This is a genomic window from Sporosarcina sp. NPDC096371 (assembly GCF_044762865.1).
In the GTDB taxonomy this organism is placed as follows: domain Bacteria; phylum Bacillota; class Bacilli; order Bacillales_A; family Planococcaceae; genus Sporosarcina.
The window spans coordinates 439101-455997 of sequence record NZ_JBIWFE010000002.1; the positions used below are offsets into that span (position 1 = coordinate 439101).

General features: G+C 42.4%; 15 protein-coding genes. 11 read left to right on the forward strand and 4 right to left on the reverse strand.

The window, feature by feature from the left end; all coding sequences use genetic code 11:
• The first annotated feature begins 86 nt into the window (after positions 1-86).
• From fabZ to ACIQ0H_RS08110, 3 genes are all read left to right on the forward strand, one after another.
• A complete protein-coding gene (fabZ, locus tag ACIQ0H_RS08100; protein ID WP_403413168.1) occupies positions 87-530 on the forward strand; it encodes a 3-hydroxyacyl-ACP dehydratase FabZ in 444 nt (147 codons plus the stop codon).
• A gap of 94 nt (positions 531-624) precedes the next feature.
• Positions 625-1011: a hypothetical protein gene (locus tag ACIQ0H_RS08105; protein ID WP_403413170.1), complete on the forward strand. Its 387-nt coding sequence runs from the start codon at positions 625-627 to the stop codon at positions 1009-1011.
• A gap of 256 nt (positions 1012-1267) precedes the next feature.
• Positions 1268-1627, forward strand: coding sequence for a hypothetical protein (locus tag ACIQ0H_RS08110; protein WP_403413172.1), 360 nt, complete (start codon positions 1268-1270; stop codon positions 1625-1627).
• A 93-nt stretch (positions 1628-1720) separates the two neighbouring features.
• Here ACIQ0H_RS08110 and ACIQ0H_RS08115 read toward each other — a convergent pair whose 3' ends face one another.
• Positions 1721-2164 carry a YwpF family protein gene (locus ACIQ0H_RS08115; RefSeq protein ID WP_403413456.1) on the reverse strand — a complete coding sequence of 148 codons (444 nt, stop codon included), beginning with the start codon at positions 2162-2164 and terminating at the stop codon, positions 1721-1723.
• A 272-nt stretch (positions 2165-2436) separates the two neighbouring features.
• Here ACIQ0H_RS08115 and ACIQ0H_RS08120 point away from each other — a divergent pair, with 272 nt between their 5' ends.
• Entirely contained in the window at positions 2437-2883 is a 447-nt protein-coding gene (locus tag ACIQ0H_RS08120) for a single-stranded DNA-binding protein (protein ID WP_403413174.1), read from the forward strand.
• Between the two features lie 365 nt (positions 2884-3248).
• Positions 3249-3410 (forward strand): hypothetical protein, encoded by a 162-nt coding sequence (locus ACIQ0H_RS08125; RefSeq protein ID WP_403413176.1) that lies wholly within the window; start codon positions 3249-3251, stop codon positions 3408-3410.
• Positions 3411-3462: 52 nt separating this feature from the next.
• Here the strand turns inward: ACIQ0H_RS08125 and ACIQ0H_RS08130 are convergent, their stop codons facing one another.
• Both ACIQ0H_RS08130 and ACIQ0H_RS08135 read right to left on the reverse strand, forming a co-directional pair.
• Complete coding sequence (locus tag ACIQ0H_RS08130) at positions 3463-6204, reverse strand: DEAD/DEAH box helicase (RefSeq protein WP_403413178.1); 2742 nt, start codon at positions 6202-6204, stop codon at positions 3463-3465.
• Positions 6201-7775 carry a hypothetical protein gene (locus ACIQ0H_RS08135; RefSeq protein WP_403413180.1) on the reverse strand — a complete coding sequence of 525 codons (1575 nt, stop codon included), beginning with the start codon at positions 7773-7775 and terminating at the stop codon, positions 6201-6203. Before ACIQ0H_RS08135 ends, ACIQ0H_RS08130 begins: the two co-directional genes overlap by 4 nt.
• 191 nt (positions 7776-7966) lie before the next feature.
• Here ACIQ0H_RS08135 and ACIQ0H_RS08140 point away from each other — a divergent pair, with 191 nt between their 5' ends.
• The 6 genes from ACIQ0H_RS08140 (at position 7967) to ACIQ0H_RS08165 (ending at position 16712) form a co-directional block, all read left to right on the forward strand.
• A complete protein-coding gene (locus ACIQ0H_RS08140) occupies positions 7967-8314 on the forward strand; it encodes a hypothetical protein (RefSeq protein ID WP_403413181.1) in 348 nt (115 codons plus the stop codon).
• Positions 8315-8430: 116 nt separating this feature from the next.
• The gene (locus ACIQ0H_RS08145) at positions 8431-8871 is read left to right on the forward strand and encodes a transcriptional regulator (protein ID WP_403413182.1); all 441 of its coding nucleotides are present in this window, start codon (positions 8431-8433) and stop codon (positions 8869-8871) included.
• 774 nt (positions 8872-9645) lie between these two features.
• Positions 9646-13548, forward strand: coding sequence for a S8 family serine peptidase (locus ACIQ0H_RS08150; RefSeq protein WP_403413458.1), 3903 nt, complete (start codon positions 9646-9648; stop codon positions 13546-13548).
• A gap of 142 nt (positions 13549-13690) precedes the next feature.
• Positions 13691-14299 carry a 3'-5' exonuclease gene (locus tag ACIQ0H_RS08155; protein ID WP_403413184.1) on the forward strand — a complete coding sequence of 203 codons (609 nt, stop codon included), beginning with the start codon at positions 13691-13693 and terminating at the stop codon, positions 14297-14299.
• 86 nt (positions 14300-14385) lie between these two features.
• A complete protein-coding gene (locus ACIQ0H_RS08160; RefSeq protein WP_403413186.1) occupies positions 14386-15531 on the forward strand; it encodes a polysaccharide deacetylase family protein in 1146 nt (381 codons plus the stop codon).
• Positions 15532-15752: 221 nt separating this feature from the next.
• Entirely contained in the window at positions 15753-16712 is a 960-nt protein-coding gene (locus ACIQ0H_RS08165) for an NERD domain-containing protein (RefSeq protein WP_403413188.1), read from the forward strand.
• Between the two features lie 3 nt (positions 16713-16715).
• On the opposite strand, the gene ACIQ0H_RS08170 is transcribed toward ACIQ0H_RS08165, so the two are convergent.
• Positions 16716-16897: hypothetical protein (locus ACIQ0H_RS08170; protein WP_403413189.1), on the reverse strand; the 182-nt coding region annotated here is incomplete at its 5' end.

The window sequence follows — 16897 nt, forward strand, 5'->3', positions numbered from 1 at the left end:
TCATTTTGGAACAAAAGTACATAAGAAGTAAGAAAAATAAGTTTTTTTATTTCAGCTTATATTAATAAAAAATTAGGGGGATGACCATGCTAACTACAGAGCAGCTACAAGCAATTTTACCGCACCGTTACCCAATGCTTATGGTAGACCGAATTCTCGAAGTCGAGGAAGGTAAACGCGCAGTCGGCATCAAAAATGTAACAATCAATGAGGATTTTTTCAATGGACATTTCCCAGGCTACCCAGTCATGCCGGGTGTCTTAATCGTGGAAGCGCTCGCACAAGTAGGAGCCGTTGCATTGTTAGTAAAAGAAGAGAATAAAGGACGATTAGGTTTCTTTGCAGGGATTGATAATTGTCGCTTTAAACGACAAGTGACGCCAGGCGATACGCTACGTCTAGAAGTCGAAATCACAAGACTTCGGGGAACAATCGTAAAAGCGAAAGCAGTTGCAACAGTTGAAGGGGAAATTGCTGTTGAAGCGGAAATTACATTAGCGCTAGGACCAGTCGCATCCAAAATGGACTAAATTTGCGAATAGATTGGAACTTAGTTACAATGTTAGAATAGTGTCATTGCAAAATTTGGCAATGCACTTCTAAAGTAGGAGGGTGCAAGTCAGTATGTTTAAAGATCTTTCTCCAAATTTAAAAAGCAGTATTACGAGGTCCATTACACAGACTTTCGAACAATATATGAGCAATATCGAATGGTCTGAAGAAAAATTCAGCATCGACGATTTTATTGCTAACTGGCGTGAGTATATCACGACAAAAGCACTTTGGTACTCGAAAATTCCGGAGGACATGAAGCAAGATCCAGCATTTCATGAAAACCTTGCACAGCGCATTAATGAAGTGATCGCGCGTGTCCTTGGTGAACCGCCGTCTGACGACCAAATTGCCTCCATCCAAATGATGCAGGAACAGCTGAATACGCATTATGAGTATCATTGTAAAGCTGAGGCGGTATTTGTTGAGACCTTACTTAAAAAGTATTTGGGATTATAAAGAAAAGCGTAGGGCGCCTGGTAGATGCGACAGGCATAAGTCGGTCCAGCAGGGAAGGATGTAGTTCACTTCTTCCCTGCTGGATTTCTTAATACCCGAGCATCTGGCGCCAGGAGTCTAGGAATGGACTCGGTTGGAAATATTCTTTTCATTTTATCAAAAAGAAATAGGGATAGTTCCTTCCTTTTGGGTCAAGCTATAAAGTATCATACTGAGTTGTATGGTAGACGGCTTGTGGAAGGGAGGGAATTATTTCATGTTCAAAAAGGCGATACCACTTATGTTGATGTCAGGACTCGTTCTTACTGCATGTGCAAACAACAGTACAGTACCAGACAAAAACGAAACACCGATGGAAAAAGTGGAGGACCGTACGAGGGAAGTGCTGCCTGAAGTTAAGGATGGGCAAACTGGACCAAATATGGATGGCCTCGATAACAACGGTAACGTGAACGGTGTACGTGAAGGTGTTATCAACGATAATAATGGTGTGCGTGACGGAGTCATTGAAGAAAAAACGACGACTCCAAATGGAACAGTCACCGAAGAAAACGTGACTACTCCAAATGAAGTGATCACTGATGAAAATCTTAAAAAGAACCCGGATAATCGCTAACCGCAAGCCGCTCGGAAACCGCCTCATTTATTGAGGCGGTTTTTCCTATTAGCGCCAACATAAAGAAGCCACCTACATGCAGGCGGCTTTCCATTAATCTTTTGCTTCTATCCGATCCTTCTTCAAGCGTGGACGAGAGCGCATATCTGACTCGAAACGATGAAGTAAGTCATCGCCTGCTAAACCATCGGCAATCAATTCCTCCAAAAGCTGTTCTGCATATTGCGAACGTACCCGTTTCAAACGACCTTTCATTAAGACAGATATATTATCGCCAATCTGCTTTACGGATTCAACGGCAACACGGAATGGAGCTGGATCATTTTCTGGATAGGAAATAACGACCTTAGCATCAAGTAATACCTTATCTGCCATCCATTTTTCGAAAGTGGTTTGATGTTCCCGGTCGATGAACAATTCTAAAACCCACAGACGGTGACTGTTTTCCTGATTGATGATAATTCCATCGATGAGTGGGAAGTCCTGCACATTATCTTCGCTCATGATTCCGACAGACAACATTTTAAACGATTTCACCATGGCTCAGCCCCAATCCTTTTCCTTTGATTATACCATAGAAGAAAAATTCAACGTAGAAAAGCGAAATAGGCCAAAGTCGAATTGTTCGTGAAGTGTGTAAATTCCGCCAAGGCAGGAGGCGAGTGATGTATCTGTAGCAAAGAGATTTTTTGGCCCCTTGAAATGAAGGAAATAGAGCGCTTAAAGGGCCTAAAATCGGATAATGGTACTTTGCGTGACACCGTGGTAAGAAGTAAGATAAATCTAATAATTGGAAAGGAGGAAAACAATTGAATCAGGTTGCACTTGTAGGCCGTATCACGAAGGATCCAATTCTTAGAAAAGTATCCGAAGGAAGAGTGCAAACAAGTTTTGTCCTAGCGGTAAACCGCAACTTCAAAAATCAAAGCGGCGAAGTAGATGCGGATTTTATCCTTTGTACGATGTGGGGAAAAGGAGCGGAGAATACAGCCAAGCATTGCGGAAAAGGTTCGTTAATTGGTGTAGGTGGGCGAATTCAATCGAGGTCATACGAACGTGAAGACAAAAGCCGCGTATATGTTACAGAAGTGATTGGAGAGGATATCCGGTTTATCGCAACTAAAAGACGAAGCAATGACAATCTGTACGGAGAACCAATCGTGAGCCATGCAACCATGCCGCCAGTAGTGGAAACAGGGGAAGAACAGCACTTCAATCTGCCAAACCGTGAAACGGCAGGATTACCGATTTTTTGACCGGAACAAGTGATACATAAAAGCCGGAAAGAAATCGATTGAGAGGAAAGGATTGGCCGGACGACAAACCGGAGCCGCAAAGACAACTAAAAATGGATAGCGTGTGAGAAAATCTAAAGCGTAAAAGTGGAATAGTATGCCTGGGATGGCAACAGGATTGGGGTCCTAGCCGTATCCAGCAAAATACGCGTAGGGATACATTCAGGGTATATCTACGTAAACATATGGGTTATGACAACGTTGATATCCGATGAGGGGTCGGATTCATACGTCAATAAGGTAGACCGCTGATGGACTCGTAAGTGAAGACCACTTTCACTTGCGAGATCCATGGAAGCGGATCATGTAAAAAGGAAGTGTGGAAAATGAGTACACTTGAAAAAGATGTGAAACGAATGGAGTTACAGATTGAACAGCTCATCAGCATTGTTGCCAATCAAAATGAGCGCCTGAATCAGTTTGAAGAAATAGAGCGAAAGAAAAGGAGAGTAGCCATTCATCAAATCCCACTTGCCGAACGTGTATGACAATAAAGAAAAGACCCCGGAGGACACCCCCGAGGTCTGTTTGCAAATTAGATTAGCTGCTAAATGACAACAAGTCGTCCAGTTCAGTATCTGACAATTCTGTTAGCCATTGACTTGACTGGATCAGGTCAGCAGACAGTGCCGCCTTCTCTACCAGCATTTTATCGATTTTTTCTTCAATCGTTCCAATGGTCACGAATTTATGGACATGCACGAACTTGGTCTGACCAAGTCTGTAGGCGCGGTCGGTTGCTTGATTTTCAACCGCGGGATTCCACCAACGATCCGCATGCAATACATGATTAGCCCCTGTCAAATTCAATCCAGTTCCACCGGCTTTCAATGATAGGATGAAAATCGGGAACTCACCTTCTTGGAAAGCCTCAACAAGTCGATCGCGTTGTCCTTTAGGCATGCTACCTGTTAAGAAGGGGACATCAATCCCATGCAGTTCAGATAGGCATTGGCGGATGAGTTGTCCCATGCCGATGTATTGCGTGAAAATCAAACATTGTTCGTTGTTTCCCGCAATATCCGCAGCCATGGACACGATTCTGTCCAATTTGTCCGAACGGTTTAACATTTGCTCGGCAGGTGCATTCGGCTCCTTTAAGAACAGCGCTGGATGATTGCAGAGCTGTTTCAAGCGGCTAAGCATTTTTAAAATGAGACCTTTTTTCTCGAAACCAGTTAAAGTCTGCAATTTGAACTTCGTTTCCTCAAGGAAACTTTCATACAAAGCAGCCTGTTCGGTTGTCAAAGGACAATATTCATTTTGTTCAAGTTTTTTCGGGAGATTCAGTTGCAAATCAGGATCACTTTTTGTTCTACGCAGCAGGAACGGACTAATTTTTGCCCGTAGTTTGCGTTTCGCTACCTCGGAATCATCTCGCTCGATGGGAATGATGAAGTTATCCGTGAATTTCCGGAAACTGCCGAAATACCCTTTGTGGATAAAATCGAAAATAGCCCATAACTCTGATAAGCGGTTTTCAATCGGCGTGCCTGTCAGTGCAATATGATGCTTGCCATGAAGTTTTCGGATAACGCGAGATTGCTTTGTCTGCATGTTCTTGATATTTTGAGCTTCATCTAGCGTGATGCTCGCAAATTCAGTCTCTGCAAGCATTTCACCATCCTGTGAAGCGGTACCGTATGTTGTCAGGATGATGTCGGGTGCTAGTTGGCCGATAAGCTCTTTGAAGCTTTCGTCTTTCGCGCGTGACGGTCCGTAATGTGTATGAACGGATAATGATGGAGCAAAGCGCTCAATCTCTTTTTGCCAGTTGCCAAGGACGCTTGTTGGACAGACAATGAGCGATGGCGTGGTTGTCTCCGTTCTTGCATGTACATTCAGTAAATAAGTAATCAGTTGAATCGTTTTACCAAGCCCCATGTCATCAGCAAGAACAGCTCCAAAACGATTGTCACGCATGAAAATTAGCCAGTCATAGCCCTGCTCCTGATAAGGTCGAAGCTGTGCTTGTAAACTTGTAGGGATACCGGCAGTCGGAAGCCCTTTTTTATCGGATAGCATTTCCATATAGCCCCGAAGTGATTGTTGCATCGTAAAAGCAAAAAGAGGGTCATCGATTTCATCGTCCTCTTCCAAAGGAACAATCTCTTCTGGCACATCTTGAAATAGCAGATCTTTAACGGTCCATTCCCCAGCATCTGCCCGGTCCATGAGATCACGGATCTTTTTCAACCAGAGTGGATCGATGTGGAACCATTCATCGCCAGAACGGATGTATTCTCGGTTTTCATCGACCAGTTTACGAAATGTATCGCGATCGATAGGATTGCCGGCAAGCGAGAAGTTCCAATCGAAAGCTAATACTTCATCTAGTCCAGTAGCTGATTTATAGGATTGGATGCCGGCATTTGTGCGTACCTGCATTTTTGATTCTGTTACCGATTTCAACCAGGTCGGTAAAATGACGGGATAGCCAAACGATTGAAGAAGGGGAAGATCCTCCTGGATGAACATTCGTACTTCCATATCTGACATCGGTGTGGAGAGTAAGTTTTCCCCGGGAACAATAGCTATGGAGCCAAGGAATGATGTCATTTCAGATTGTTTCTTCATAATTTCATCGGCATATGGCTTCCATTTGGCGGGTAGCGCATCCAGTGCAGGTGCATTGACTTTCCGGGCAGCTGGTAACCAATGTGTACCACGTTCACTAACGATAACTGATTCCAACAACCATTCCGTATCCGTTTCATCAGTTGGCTCAGTTAGGCGAAGAGCGACGCGAATTGGCATCGTTGAAATGGATTCACCGGGCCATCCATAAGTCCGTAGATGGGGAAGCAGTGAAGGAAGCAAATCGGGATGGATACCCGATCCGGCAAGCCTGCTGCGGACAGCTTGGCTAATCACAAGGGCTGCACCTTCGGACAGATTCGCTTTTCCTTTGTCAAAACGTATGCTAGTTCCATCGACTTCTGCATAATTCCACAATTCGGGGTCTATCCAGGCTGCCGCAGCTTCACGAATGGAAGCAAGCTGTACATCATCTGCGTCAGTAAGTCCATCGAATGAAACATAAGGGTGCATAGCGGAAAAAGCTTGTAGCAATTGGTCAGCCTGTAGCTGAACCTGTTCATCATCTGTATTGGCAAGGAGTCCATACAATGTGCGTTCATTGTTGAAGAACAGATAGGAAACGAGTTGATCCGGATCTACCGCTACTCTGTTATCATCTTCCGCGGAAATCGAAAATAGTCCGTCGTCTAGTAGGCGAATTCCCATCCGGAAGAGACGATTTAATGTAAATGTTCCGTTCATAAGTTCAGATTTCCTTTCTCCATTTCTTCCATCAATGCCCGAAGTCTACGGTTTTTTTCGCGCACTGTATCGATATATTGATTCCAAAAGTCGGATTTACCGCCCTTTTTTGATCCAGCTTTCATCTTTTTGAATAATTTCACAGCACGTCGATAACTATGCCGGTTCTTTTCTTTAATGAAACTCATTGCATAGGTATGGAGAAGGGGCATGACAGCAACTGGATCTGTCGACAACGCTATTTTCAAGCCACCCGCTTCTGCTCCGTCATAGGAGACGCCATATCGATGCATCAGGGCTGCCCATTCAGAGAAACGTTCACGTTCGACTAGGAAATCTGCAAAGACATCGATACCTGACTCACCGTAATGTGCAAATAAGCTTTCTCGCGCTTCTTCTGGAAAATCAGCCGCTTCAAATAACCCATCTATTCTCCTGACAAATTGCGGACGATTGGCCAGCGCAACAGTTTGGTTTACGTATTCGCCAATGAAGGGCAGCACTGCTTTCATAATGATAGAAAGCGACTCAATATCGTCATCACCTTCAGCGAGATCTGCAAGCGGTAACCAGATGGCAATATTGCCTACCGACACGTTACTGACAAGCTCCTCTAATTTGTCGTTCTTCCCTTGCAGCAGGTGGAAAAAGGCGACTAAGATCTGGGCTTCCTCGGATTGTTCACGCTCGAGAATAGCTAATTCACTATCTCTAGCCGATTGACTTGGGAAAAGATGTTGCCAAAAAAGACGATAGACACGAAATCTTTCCCCAAATAGTCCTGTATTACCAAGCGTGTATGTCCGAACCACTTCTTTTAAGCGTTCGTGAAAGGCATCCGCCTCAAATAACTTTGGTTTTACGCCAATAGCGGTAACACTATCATGTAGCTTGCCGAGCTGTTCTGTTAACCAGTTTTGTACATACCATTTGCCGTAGTGAAAAGAGGACGCATTCCCGCCCAAATGCGTATTGACGTATGTCCAACCAGCATCTAGTACATGTAAGCGATAATAAAGTTCAAAGAGTGGCTTCCATTCCCATTCAAATGGGATAAGTGGAATAGCCTTTTGGTCTATTAACGAAGTTTCGTGAATGAAGACTCCAGGATTTTCAGACATAGCAATTGTGCGAAGTGGTTGGGTTAGTCGGGATAGGACATCAATCCATGCCTCTGGCGTTCGTTGTGATATGGAAAGGACCATTTGCTGGGCTTCCGTTCTGCGCCATTCATGAAGCCAATCTGTCAGCGAATGGAACTGTGAATAGAGATGGAAGATGACAGCGATTTGGTGTGAACACCAACTACCTTCAAGACATGAGCACTGTGCATCAATTCGTTCAAAAGACAGATGTACACGTTTTGGCTCCGTCCCCTGATTATTTACTGTGACAACGGCAGCAGAAGGCATCAGATCGTAAGGGCCGACACTCCCGTTTCGTACGAGGGCGACAGCTTGCCGAACCATAGTTGCATCACTTTCTACCCCGGGCTGGAGGGAATTTTTAAGGGAATTCATAAATTCATCTATTTCACTTTCGTGCAAGTAGGAAACACGTTCGACAGTCATGTTGATGGAACCACTCCTTCGGAAAAGCATTCTTACCATTATACCGCTTTTCAGCCAAGACCGGAAATGATGCACTTCCATATCTTGTCCTTTAGTAAGTTTGTGGATGAAAGTTGCTAGCGCTTTGCAGGAATTGAGAAAAATACAGCGTACAAGATGTACTTTATTATCACAGGCAAAGGGGTGGGATGTTGGAAGAACTAACTTTGTATGTACCAGGATTGGAAGCGCATTTTTATAAAGGGAAGGAATTGCAATATAACATTACACAACTATCATCGTCGGTTCCCAATTCGTCGAGTAACGTGACTTATATAAAGGAAGGACGAAAACTGTATCTTAGTTCTGTTGCATTTGGCACGTTGGAATTCCAGGCAATGCTATTTGATTTTGAACGTAATCGGATTACTTTTAAAAGAAAAAAGGAGTTGTCCAAAGATATACATGATGGAATATATGAAATATTAACGGCATTAAAATTGGACTTTCAGCCCATACAACAATTATTCGTTACAAGTAGACCGTTTAAACAAACATAGCGCAATTGTTAGTTCATCATCATATTGCTAGTGAAAAGAAAAGAAACGTTCACGGAATGGGCATTGTTGTGATAGAATAGTAGTAATCAGAATTTTCTATACAAGGAGGGAATAGGATGCTATCCGTACAGCGTATGACGCCATTTTATACAAGCCAAGAAGATTTTCGGCTTCGCTTGGTGTTTGCTTACCAGTATTTCTCCATCATCAAAGGAGGAGAGGTGTTTCAGTTTGTTCCTTCGGAAGGGAAAGAAATTGTCATCAATGTGAAAAGTTTGCAAGTTGAGAATCTTGGGGAAGTATTTGTATTCCAACGGGGCAGCCGGTTTATTCGTCTACCGCTCTATCAACTGCTACTTATATCCGATCTTCATATTCACTTGACCACTATTCTTGAAGGAACGTTAGAAATTGGGACTGAAATACCGGAAATCGTTGTGTTGGAGGCCGTCGGAGTCATCGAACAGTTAGAAATAGACAACAAATACCGTATGATAGATTATGCTCTAGATACAAACAATCCAAATATGTTCAATGAATTGGTGGAAGGACTGTAGTGAAATTGAAAAATAGAATGTGAAAAACACCAGTCGTTAGATAGTAACGGATGGTGTTTTTTGTTATGGACTAGATTGTGCCCAGACCGAAATGGTCATTATCACAATCTTGGTCATTCATTCCCTCATACAAGTCTCATTCCCTACGTCATTTATCCCGTTATGAAATAAAGAGCTACAACAAAAATCGTGGATCCTGTTAACCCGAACAAAAAGTCCTGCCACGTTAGTCCATAGTTTTCTTCTTTTTTCATAATTACCCGCCCCTTTGTCGATTTCCCGGGAAATAAGTAGAATACTATTTCTCGGTGATTTGGTCCTTTTGAAGAGGATAGACAGAAAGTCTGCATGTTAAACAATGATTACTAGGTTTTAAATGCGACGGAATGAAGAGGGAGTACACATCTTCACTTTTCGAGTCAATAAAAAAGTAGGGACATGCCCGTATGAAATTAGTATATGCGGCTTGCCTAGAACTTATGACAAGCTGTGGGGAATGGTAGATTTTATATATCCTAGAGTAGGGAAATCGATAGAAGTAGTTCGATATGAATATTTTACCATATGGTAGGCGTTAAGACTCATTTTTCAGATTATTTGCACTCACTTAGACTCTTTATCGCGATTGTAAATGAAGACCATTTGAACGATTTTTAGGTAAATTCGTCATTTAGAACTGAATACTCGAAATTTGGTATTCTATTTCTGATTGTTCTGTAATATGCTTTGCTTGTCGCACAATTTTCGAGAGTGCAGAAAAATAGTAAAGGGGAAATGAAAGTGAAGCAAATTAAACGTACTAAGTTTTTCAGTGCGCTTCTTGCATCTGCAATGGTCTTCTCGTTAGTGGCGCCGAACGTGGCATCCGCAAACGATGTTACTACGAAGTCATTCAAGCAGGATAATCAGAGCGAAAGCGTGATGCAACTGAAAGCAGCAATTGCAGAGCAGGAGCAAAATAGACTACAGCAACCATCACTTCACAAAGACCTACAAGGTCTTAAAGGTGATAAAGAAGTGGCGGTTATCGTTCACTTATCTGAAAACCCTGTAGCACTTGAACAGGGGATTCAAGAGTTAAAAGGGAAAACTTTCACTAGCGCACAAGAAACAAAAGTGAAAGCGAAAGTAAAAGCACAACAAACTTTCATTAAAAAACAGATGACTGCAAAAAAGGTATCTGTTAAAGAAGGATTTTCTTATAGCGAAGTACTAAACGGTTTTTCGGCAACTGTAAAAGCATCCGACCTTGAGAAGCTCCTTGCGATTCAAGGTGTTACGCTTATCGAGCCTGACGCGGAAGTGTATGCATTTGAAGACCAAAAGTCAGTAGAAAGTACTGATGGACAAGTAGATCCAGCTATGAACACAAGCATTTCATTCCTAGGAATTGAAAAACTTTGGGCTGAAGGAATCGAAGGTCAAGGGATTAAAGTCGCTGTACTTGATACAGGAATCGACAAAGATCACCCTGACTTTGCGGGGATTTATAAAGGTGGGAAGAACTTCATTCCGAATTCATCGACCTACACAAGACCACGTGCAGACAATGATGCATCGGAAACATCTCCTGTAGAACGTCCAGCAGGAGCACCTGAATTCAGTGCAACTGGGAGCGCATTCTACACATCCCATGGTACCCACGTTGCAGGTACAATTGCTGCAATTGGAGCAAATCCATACAATGTTAAAGGGATTGCACCGAAAGTAGACCTTTACGCGTACCGTGTTCTTGGAGCATACGGAAGCGGGGCTACATCAGGAATCATCGCAGCAATTGAAGAATCTGTTAAACAAGAAATGGATGTTATCAACCTTTCATTAGGTGGAGGTTCAAACACTGAAACTGACGGTGGATCATTTGCGATCAATAACGCGATGATGGCTGGTACAATTTCAGTCATCGCAACAGGTAACTCGGGTCCGAACCGTGGAACGATGGGAACACCATCGACTGCACGCCTTGGAATCGCAGTTGGTAACACAACTAACCCTGAAGCGAATCACGCTAGTAACGTTAAAGTAGTAGTAGGAGACTATCAATTATCTAAAACAATCAAATTGATGGGTACTACATTTGGTAAAGATGTAGCAACACAACTTTCAGGTGAATTTGAAGTAGTAGCGGTACCTGGAACTGGAACAAAAGCGGACTATAACGGTCTTGACGTAAAAGGAAAAGTAGCGCTTATCTCACGTGGCGACATTGCATTTGTCGACAAAATTGAGGCTGCAAGACAAGCCGGCGCAGTTGCAACACTTATCCACAACTTTGCAGGTGGTACAAATGCACCGAATGCTTCAGGAACTTTCCTAGGAGATGCATTTGAATTCATTCCATCTTACGATTTGTCACAAACAGATGGAGATGCAATTCGTGCAGCTCTTAAAAAGGGACAAGGAAAAGTAACATTTGGTGATTTCAGTAAAACAACGACACTTGGAGACGAAGTAAACGATTCAAGTTCACGTGGACCTTCTACTCCAAACTTTGATATTAAACCAGACGTAACTGCGCCTGGAACAAATATCATGTCAACAATCCCAATGTATAAAGCTGATTTCCCGAATGCAACGTATGAAGAGGCATTCTCACGTAAAACAGGTACATCAATGGCAACACCTCATATTGCAGGTATTGCAGCACTTGTTAAACAAGCAAATCCAGACTGGAATGCTTTTGACGTGAAAGTGGCACTTTCTAACAGTGCGAAAATCTTGAACACTGCTAAATACGATGTTATGGCACAAGGTGCAGGTCGTGTTGAAGCTTATGCAGCAGCACATCCGACAATCCTTGCTTATGCAAAAGATGAGGCGCAGCTAGATGCAAGCGGCGCAAAAGTTGAAAACCTTAAAGGGACAGTAACATTCGGTCCTCAATCTCTCAAAGAAAACAATATTTCCGTTACAAAAGAAATTTTGGTCAAAGACGTTAAGGGTAATGGCGGAAATTATAATGTAACAGTGGACACTACGAAAACATTTGCGGATGCAAAAGTAACAGTCGACAAATCATCATTCACATTGGATGGCGAACAATTGTTGAAAGTGACACTAACTGCATCGAAAAACGCTAACACAAAAGCAGGTTCTGAAATTCTTGGTTACATCAAAGTTAATGGTGAAGGTACTGAGGTTTCATTACCATTCGCAGCAGACTTTGCGGCAGCATCGGGTACAGCGATTCAAGATATGGCGATTACGAAAACTGATCTGTCTTTCAATAAAGACGGTATCAATGACACGGCTACTTTGACGTTCAAAATCACAGGCGACGTTATGACTAACTATATCGAGCTTTGGGATATTATGAACCCAGAGGGTGGAGAATACGGCGATGGCTATATCGGTTACTTGCACGCAAGTAATTACCTTGCAGCTGGATCGTATAAATTGGATATTGACGGCATTTACAAACCTTGGAAGACAGGCGCAGCATTAACGACAATTCCTGATGGCCTTTACACAATCGATTACACAGCGCAAACACTTTCTGGTAATCCGCCAATCATTGGCGACTATGTTGGACCGATTGTGGTGAAATCTACAGCAGGTACAATCGAAGGTGCTGTTGCTGGTTCAACTGCTACAGGTAAAATCATCGATAAGTACGTAGATTATCAAGCTGAGCTTGTAGAATACGACATGGGCTTTGATATTAATACGAAATTGAATGCATCTTATGAAGTAAGTGAAAACGGCACTGTTAAATCATCAGGAGCTGTGAAACTGAAACAAGACGGATCATTCTCATTTGACGTAGGTACGTGGAACAAAAATACAGACCAAGTCAAAGTGAAATATGTTGACGCGGCTGGCAATAAAGCAGAAAAAGTTCTTAAAAAAGAGGCAGCAGACGTTGTCACTTACACTGTTAATAAAAACAATCTGGACCTGAAAGTAGGCGGTACAGACCAATTGACAGTAACAGAAACAACAACGAAGCCAGATGGTACAACTGAAGCAAAAGACGTTACAGCAGGAGCAACTTTCCAAAGTGCTAATGCAGCAGTTGCTACAGTTAACAACGGTAAAGTCACTGCAGTAGCAGCTGGCGAAACGACAGTTACTGTAAGCTACAAAGACTTCACACAAGCGATCACAGTAAAAGTGACGCAAGAAGCTCCAGACAAAGTTACGTACGAAGTGAATAAGAAAAATCTATCACTAAGAGTCGATCAGCAGGAACAACTTGTTGTGACTGAAACAACGACTAAACCAGATGGTACGGTTACGAAAAAAGATGTTACTGCAACTGCTGGTTACAGTGTTGCTGATGCTAAAATTGCAACAGTAGACAAAGGCCTTGTTACTGCAAAAGCGGTTGGGAAAACGCTAGTGCGTATCACATTGCCAAACCAAGAAGTAACGAATGTTTATATTGAAGTAAAAGAAAAAGCACCAGGTGTTGTGACGTACTCAGTTGATGCAAAAAGTATCAAACTGAAAGTGGGCGAACAACAACAAGTAACAGTTACTGAAAGAACAACATACGAAGACGGTACGTTTTCTGAAAGAAATGTTACAGCTGATGTTGCAATCGTTTCATCGAACAGCAAAGTTGTAACGGTTGAAAATGGCTTAGTTACTGCAGTAGGAGCAGGTAGAGCTGTCATTAAAATGACACATGCAAACTTCTCGGCAAATGCTTATGCAGATGTTGTAGGGAACTAAGAAAATAATTTATAAAGAAAGGGAATTCCCAGTGGACCGACACGGGGAATTCCCTTTTCTTTTGTATGAAAAGGAGTAAATTTTGTAGGAAAGGGTAAAGAGAGATAGAGACGGAAGTATCCGTGAAAAAGGGAGCTCATCTATGACAGACTTACATAACGAAGCAATGGAATGGCTATACAAGAAATCAAAGCAACAAGATAGTAGGACAAAAAGAGTGAAAAAGTATAAATCGTCATCTGCTGTTAGCCAAAATTATATTGTACTGGATTTTGAAACAACGGGCCTCCGCGCGGGTGCCGATCAAATCATCCAAATTGGTGCAGTTAAATATGTAGAAAATGAATTAACGGACATACTACAAACATTGGTGAACCCACAACGTCATATTCCAACAGTGGTGACACAACTTACGGGCATTTCAAACGAAATGGTTGAATCGGCTCCGACCATTGAACAGAAGATTGAGGAGTTGATTGGTTTTATAGGTGACTTTCCCATCATCGCCCACAACGCATCATTTGACATGGGGTTTTTATATGCGCTTGAAAATAGTATCGATGTGAAAATACCATCATATACGGTTATTGATACGGTAAAGCTGGCCCGGAAAATCATCATTGAAACGCCCAATCACAAATTGACGACGCTAACGAAATATCTTCAAATCGAACATAATGCCCACGATGCACTTGGGGACTGCCTTGCCACCGCAGCGATTTATCAATATTGCACGCGAAGTCATGAATAAATTTCACAAGCATAAATTACATAGCGGGTACTCGTAGCGAAGATTTTTCGCTAGAGGTAAAGCACCGAATCGAATGGGGGAAGATGATGAAAACTGTGTTTTCGATCTGTTTAGCGCTGGTGATAAGTTTTGTTTGTGGTACCAATAGTAGCGAGGCGGCCGACAAGTCGTCTCATTATGTTGGACTTCATGACAAACTACTATATTTTGAAGAGGTCCTTGTGGTTGAAAATGACATGCATGTGTCACTCAACGAAATTGCACAAAGCATGTACATCACAGTGGAAAGAAAAGACGATACCACATATATTCGGAAAAATGGATACGAAATCAGTTACGATGGTGTCGCCAGAAAGACAAAAAAAGACGGTGTTGAAAGTAGTGGGACTCCGGTTGTTGAAGTGGAAGGAACGCTATTCATCAGCGTCAAATACATCGCCGAAGCAACTGGATTCAAAATAGACTATCTTCCACGATTGAAAACATTTCGTATCTACCGTGATGACTACAGTCACTTGAGTCATCCAGAATTTATACAATATGTCCAACAGTGGTTTGAGAAAAAACGGGCCACCAAGCCACCCGTAAAGTCTGGCAAAAAGTCAAAAGTGAACGTCTATTTAACATTTGATGATGGACCCAATCAATTCACAACCATCAATAATGCGACACTGAAAAAATACGATGCCCAAGGTTCATTCTTCTTCCTCGGAAAACATATGAAAGACAACAAAAAAATCGTCAAATCAGTTGCTGACGCAGGTCACTACATCGGCACACATAGCATGACACACGACAAAGATAAGGTATACAAATCGTCAGCAGCCTTCATTAATGAAATGAATGAAGGTACAAAACTCATTTTAGAAATGACCGGCGAAGATGCCAAACTCCTGCGTGTCCCATACGGTAGTAAACCGCACGTCACCCCAGCAATGAAAAAACAGCTCAACAAATATGACTATAAGATGTGGGACTGGGATGTCGACTCCAATGACTGGAGATATACCGACAAAGAAGCAGACCAAATCGTTAAAAATGTCCGCAACGGAGTAGAAAAAGCCTATAAGTCTGGCGATCGTGACATCATTATTCTGCTCCATGATCGAAGCCAAACCACAAAAGCCCTTCCAGACATCATCGAATGGCTTCAAAAAGAAGGCTATGCCATCAAAACCTACGAACCTAAACAACATATCATCCAAAACTTTTTAAGTGACTCAACACTATAACTAAAAAACCGCCCAAGTAGGCGGTTTTTTAGTTATGTTTAATGAAGGAGTGTTTCGGGGGGGCAAAGGGGTATTCCTGTCGCGTAAAGGCACAATCCCTCCCGTGCAATATACAAGCAAATTTCAAATTTGTACTGTATTATGGCATCAAATTGTGGCTTTCGGTCAAACTATTCCAATTACTCGAGTGGTCTGATATGCTATGCGCGAGGTGATAGTATATGTTGTACAAAAAACGGGAAATGCCAAACAGACTTCGGGGATTGATTTCACTCGAAAAACGCTTGTCGGTCGATCACAAAGAACGAAATTATATTGTAGAAGAACTTTACAATAGGCGAGCAGGCTATGGGGGTGAACAACAATACGATAAATGCATGACCGAATTCAAACCCGTCTATCCCCATGCGATTTTGCATGATATCTGTTTGAAGCAAGATGGCGTCTATTTCCAAATGGACTCGATCCTCATAACCCCAGCATTCATTATGATTACTGAAGTGAAAAACATCGCAGGCAAAATCATAATTACTTCAAACCCAACTCAGTTCATCCGTGTACTCCCATCAGGAGAAAGAAAAGTGATAAAAAGTCCAATCGTTGAACTCGAACGCAAGCAGTTTTTTCTGCTTAACTGGCTAAGACGGCGACGGATTACCATCCCCATTAATGGAGTCGTCGCTTTCGCATACAACAATGAACTGGTCATGGAAAATACCCATGAAACAAAAATCCTATTTGCCTACGAAGCCCCGTCCTATTTCAGATCCATTCCTATTAATAAAGACATTCTTACCAACGCAAACATACAAGAATTAGCATTCGAATTAATAAAAAATCACCAAGAATACAATCCATTCCCAATGTCTATTTCGAGTGAAATCCATCCTGCAAGAATCAAACCGGGAGTCATTTGTCCGCAATGTTCAAAATTCAGCATGGTATGGGAGAGGAAAAAGTGGAGATGCTCGTCTTGTAACCATGCTGGGATCCAAGAACACAAACCGGCTATCGAGGATTGGTTTATGCTTATCAAAAATAAAATGACAAACAGTGAATTCCGTTACTTTACGCAGATGCAGAATAGAAATGTCGCAACAAGATTACTCGCAAAATCAGATCTTACACTGCAAGGCAATCGCAAAAACGCATATTATGCAATGAAACCAAATCATTCATAAAAACTAAGAAAAGACTTCAATAATCAAGAGAATTGTTACTCCGATTTCATTACCAGAATAGAACAAGTCCCCGCGCGCAAAGGAGAGTTCCCCGCGCGCAAAGGAGAGTTCCCCGCGCGCAAAGGAGAGTTCCCCGCGCGCAAAGGAGAGTTCCCCGCGCGCAAAGGAGAGTTCCCCGCGCGCTA